Source organism: Microcoleus sp. T3_D1 (assembly GCF_036700405.1).
GTDB lineage: Bacteria > Cyanobacteriota > Cyanobacteriia > Cyanobacteriales > Microcoleaceae > Microcoleus.
Genome location: NZ_JAUBOV010000163.1, coordinates 1 through 5,070 on the forward strand (window position 1 = coordinate 1; position 5,070 = coordinate 5,070).

The window sequence follows — 5,070 nt, forward strand, 5'->3', positions numbered from 1 at the left end:
CTGTCGCGCATTTAAATTGTATATTCAGGGCGGGCGGGACGCCCAACCCCTACTCCCCACAAGACTTTAATTTTTTTGGACATACAATTTAAATGCCGCAACAGCTTACTATTTCTGGCATCTAATTCCGGCTCATTCTACTTAAAAATGCTTTGAGGCGATCGCTTTTAGGGTTGGCAAAAACTTTATCAGGCTCTCCCATTTCTTCAATGATACCTTGATTGAAAAAGAGAACTTTATTAGATACTTCCCGCGCAAATTGCATTTCGTGGGTAACGACAACCATTGTCATTCCTTCGCGGGCTAATTGCTGCATAACATTGAGAACTTCTCCCACTAATTCGGGATCGAGGGCGCTAGTAGGTTCATCAAATAGCAATACTTCCGGTTTCATGCACAATCCTCTGGCAATGGCTACCCTTTGTTTTTGTCCCCCGGAAAGTTGTTCGGGATAATTGTCTGCTTTTTGCCCCAAACCGACTTTTTCTAGATACATTATCGCCCTTTGTTTGCACTCAGATGCAGGTAAATTGAGAACTTTACGGGGGGCTAACATTAAGTTTTGTAAAACGCTCAGGTGCGGAAATAAGTTAAAGTGTTGAAAAACCATTCCCACCCTGACTCTCAATTTTCGGAGTTCCTTAGCACCCACATCAGGACGAGATAAATCTACCCCTGCTACGCTCAAGTTACCGCCGTTAATGGCTTCCAGGCGATTTAAACAGCGTAAAAAGGTGCTTTTTCCGCATCCAGAAGGGCCGATTACAGACACCACGTCCCCTGGATAGAGGTTGCCGGTAACGCCTTTTAAGACTTGTAAAGTGCCGAAGCTTTTCTGCAGATTGTCACAGACTACAACAGGAGTAGAATTTTGCATAGTTTCACCTTCACCAAATGTGTCATCTTGCTATATTAATACTAATTCGCCTACATCTCCATAGTTAGAAACTAAGCGTTTTGGGCGCGTTTTCGGTAAATAGCCGGGATTGTCGCGACGGCGCACTCTACTTTCGATCGCCACATCAAGGGGATAGCTTTCCCAGACTCGCTACTAGGATATCTTAAAATTTTCACTGCATATTGTAGATTTTGTTACAGTTTTTATTTTTTAATAAAAATTAATATTTCTTATTATTAATGTCGGTCTTTTTAAGATTAAAATGCCGAGTCAGAAATAAATTAAGCAAAAAAATGAATCTATTATTTCGGCAATTGGGTTGGTTGCGACATTTGGGAATGGCTTTAGTCAGTCTGTTACTGATTCTGGGAATCTACCTGTTCCCCGCTGCTTCCCAACAACCGCAGGGAAAACCCTTGAGAGTAGCTACAGAGCCTACTTTTCCTCCCTTTGAATTTCAAGCAACAGATGGCAGTGGTTTTCAAGGTTTTGATATCGATATTATGAAAGCTATTGGGGAACAAATAGGGGTAAAAGTCGAATTTGAAAGCTTGCCTTTTGATGGAATTATTCCCGCTCTGCAAGCAGGAACTATTGACGCTGCTATTAGCGGGATCACAATTACTGCTGAAAGGGCAAAAACTTTAGCTTTCTCTAATCCTTATTTTAAAGCAGGTTTAGCGATCGCGGTTCGGGAAGACAACAACACAATTAAAGGTTTTGATGACTTAAAAAACAAAAGAATTGCCGTTCAAATTGGCACTACTGGGGCGAGTGAAGCCAAAAAAGTAACCGGCGCAGAAATTACTGAATTTGATGGGACTGTGTTGGCTTTACAAGAGTTAGTTAATGGGAAAGTTGACGCAGTGGTTAATGACGGCCCTGTGACTCTTTACGCTATTAAAGAGGCGGGACTTAAAGGGGTTAAAATCGTCGGCGAACTTTTAACATCAGAATACTATGGGATTGCTTTACCCCAAGCATCTACTCAAGTTGCAGCTATTAATTACGGACTGTTTCAACTGTTAAAAACTGGTGCTTATCAAAGCATTTATCAAAAATGGTTTGCAGCAGCACCTCCCGATCTACCTTTAATTGCTCCCTCGATGGTAGGCATAGCTCCTCCAGCCTCTTCTATTCAAGCTCCTGCCGCAAGTCCCTCCGAACCAGCCGCAGAACAATCTGTCTTTATTCTATTGTTGCGGAATTTGCCTTTGGGAGCAGTTATAACCGTCACATTGACAGCTTTTTCCGTCTTTTTTGGTTTAATTGGCGGCACGTTAATTGCCATTGCTATGATTTCTGAATATAAGATTCTGGCGTGGATTAGTCGCATTTATGTAGAGTTCTTCCGAGGTACTCCTATGTTGGTGCAATTGTTTATCATCTACTTTGGCTTACCTGCTTTATTTCAAGGAATTGGACTGCAATGGAGTTTGGATCGTTTTCCAGCAGCTATTATTGCTTTGAGTTTAAATGTAGCTGCCTATTTAGCAGAAATTATTCGCGGCGGAATTCAGTCAATTGATAAGGGACAATGGGAAGCTTGTCAATCTTTAGGCATGAGTTCACTGCAAACCATGCAAGATGTCATTTTTCCCCAAGCTTTTCGGCGAATCTTACCGTCATTAGGAAATGAATTTATTACTTTAATTAAAGACACCAGTTTGACGGCTGTAATCGGCTTTAGTGAATTATTCCGTCAAGGGCAACTAATTGTGGCAACAACTTACAAAGCCTTTGAAGTTTACATCATAGTTGCTTTATTTTATTTGGTTTTGACTGCGCTTTCTTCCATGGTCTTTAAATGGTTAGAAATCTATATGGACCCGATCCGCATGAAGTCAAAAGCTAATTAGAAAGAAAGTTGACAGTTGACAGTTGACAGTTGACAGTTGACAGTTGACAGTTGACAGTTGACAGTTGAGAAAAGTTTTGAATTCTTAGGGTTCGACCTCTTACTCGAATAACGAGCGTAGCATCACGCCTAGTAAGAGGTCGTTCATGTGCCAAGAGTGTCCGCCAGAGTGAGTTTTGAATTAATAACTGTCAATAATCAAAACTCAAAACATACTTGCCCCCATCCGCTACTCAAAAATCCTTACAATTACCCATTACCGATGTACCTCATGTTACTGAAAAACAGTATATTAGGCTGTTACAAATTATTGCCAAAGTCTTCCCAACTTCAATCAAAAATCCTATAATTTATAGGACAATTAAAGCGGTACAACTTAAAAAAAGAGGAAGTATGACTGAGATTTGCTACAAAAACATACTGTTTGGTTTAGCTTGTTTGAGCAATGTTTTATTGACGAATAATGCAGCCCTCGCTACAGAATCCCAAGTAGCGCAGCCCACATCTCAGGAGACTGTAAATTTTATCCAGGAAATCCAAGAATTAACAGAAGAAATAGAACCTTTAGGACAGATAACATCTGTTTCTCAACTATCGGACGTACAACCAACTGATTGGGCATTTGAAGCAGTACGATCGCTCGTAGAACGTTACGGCTGTTTGCAAGGTTATCCCGACGGTTCCTATCGAGGCAATCGAGCGATGACTCGCTATGAATTTGCAGCGGGTCTCAATGCTTGTTTGAATAGAATGAACGAGCTAATCTCATCAGGAACAGCAAATATAGTCAAGAAAGAAGAATTAGCTGCTATCCAGAAATTGCAGGAAGAATTTGCTGTCGAATTGGCAACCTTGCGAGGTCGCGTTGACGCTTTGGAAGCCCGCACTTCCGAATTAGAAGCTAACCAATTTTCCACAACAACCAAACTTAGCGGTCAACTAATTACCTTCTTGGGCGACGCATTTGGCGAGAATGCCAGCGATGTCAATAACCCCTCTTTCAATTATCGGCTGCGACTAACTTTAAACACCAGTTTTACAGGAAAAGACAATCTGATAGTTCAACTTCAGTCGCACAATATCAAACTATTCGATACAGGATCAACATTTGGAGGCAGTGTTGCTGCTGCTTCGGCTGGAGTATCGGATGAAACTCGCTTCGTAACAGCTAGTGGCGACCCAAATACTGTAACGCTTCGCCAGTTAGAATATCAATTTCCTGTTGGCGATCGCCTGCGAATTTATCTGAACGCTCTGGCAGTCGATGCCTCATTCCTTACCGATACGGTTACACCTTTTATAGATCCAGCTACTGCTGCTATCTCTAACTTCGGTCAAGTTAATCCGATGTATGTTCCTACTGCTGGAGAGGGAGGTATTGGCTTTAATTTCAATCTAAGTAACAATTTCCGAATAGATGGGGGTTACTTTGGCGAAGCAGGTAGCGTCTCTAGTCCCCGTCGGGGTTCGGGATTATTTAATGGAGGTTATACAGCCTTTGCCCAATTACTTTATACTAGCGATCGCCTCAAAGTTGGTGTCCTCTACATCAACTCATATTCTCCTAAATTTGGAACAGACACTCTAGCTGGAAGTAATGCGGCCAAGATAATTCAAGTCAATGGAGAAGGTGCTTTTAATAATCCAGTTGTTGCTAATAGTTATGCAATCCAAGCTAATTACAGATTGAGCCGTCGCTTTGAAGTTGGTGGGTGGTTGGGTTATCAGAAAGCTCGCGCTTTAGGTGATGTTAAAGGAGATGCTGATGTTTGGAATTATGCTGTGAATCTCAATTTTCCCGACTTGATTAAAGAAGGCAATCAAGGAGGGATTGTATTTGGCATGCAACCTCGATTGGCTGGCACGAGCAATAGCGCTCTCGCTGAAGCTATTGGAGTGTCTCCAGGACAGAGAAAAGATCGCGATGTCGGCTTTCACATCGAGGGATTCTACAGGTATCAAATCAATGATAATATCTCAATTACTCCTGGTGTAATTTGGCTGACAGCTCCCAACCACGACAAGCGAAATCCAGATACAGTGATTTTTGTAATTAGAACCAGTTTTTTGTTTTAATTACACAACGGTTAATCGCTCGGACTTGAGGTAATATCAAGTCCGAGCGATTGCAATTCATAAAAATGGTTTGTAGTGAGGACGCTCAGTCCTCAAAAAGAAGGACGCTCAGTCCTTACTACGAACCTGACTTATCACCAGAAAACGAGCGAGAAGCCCCGGGCTACCGACATGGGGAGGAAAGCGGCTGCGACTTCAGTCGCCTTGAATCAAAATCCATAGGAATAGCCATCTTTTT

General features: G+C 41.9%; 3 protein-coding genes. 2 read left to right on the forward strand and 1 reads right to left on the reverse strand.

What is annotated here, in order from left to right; all coding sequences use genetic code 11:
* Nucleotides 1-121: 121 nt before the first annotated feature.
* Nucleotides 122-877, reverse strand: a complete 756-nt coding sequence (locus QT992_RS32960; RefSeq protein WP_333320243.1) for an amino acid ABC transporter ATP-binding protein — start codon at nt 875-877, stop codon at nt 122-124.
* A gap of 314 nt (nt 878-1,191) precedes the next feature.
* On the opposite strand from QT992_RS32960, the gene QT992_RS32965 reads away from it, so the two are divergent.
* Both QT992_RS32965 and QT992_RS32970 read left to right on the forward strand, forming a co-directional pair.
* Nucleotides 1,192-2,757 carry an ABC transporter permease subunit gene (locus QT992_RS32965; RefSeq protein ID WP_333337716.1) on the forward strand — a complete coding sequence of 522 codons (1,566 nt, stop codon included), beginning with the start codon at nt 1,192-1,194 and terminating at the stop codon, nt 2,755-2,757.
* A gap of 392 nt (nt 2,758-3,149) precedes the next feature.
* Nucleotides 3,150-4,832, forward strand: coding sequence for an iron uptake porin (locus QT992_RS32970; RefSeq protein WP_333337719.1), 1,683 nt, complete (start codon nt 3,150-3,152; stop codon nt 4,830-4,832).
* The last annotated feature ends 238 nt before the right edge of the window (nt 4,833-5,070 follow it).

Bases quoted from the DNA above. Each gene is read 5' to 3' on its own strand.
- QT992_RS32960 (WP_333320243.1), bottom strand. From the start codon at position 877: ATGCAAAATTCTACTCCTGTTGTAGTCTGTGACAATCTGCAGAAAAGC.
- QT992_RS32965 (WP_333337716.1), top strand. From the start codon at position 1,192: ATGAATCTATTATTTCGGCAATTGGGTTGGTTGCGACATTTGGGAATG.
- QT992_RS32970 (WP_333337719.1), top strand. From the start codon at position 3,150: ATGACTGAGATTTGCTACAAAAACATACTGTTTGGTTTAGCTTGTTTG.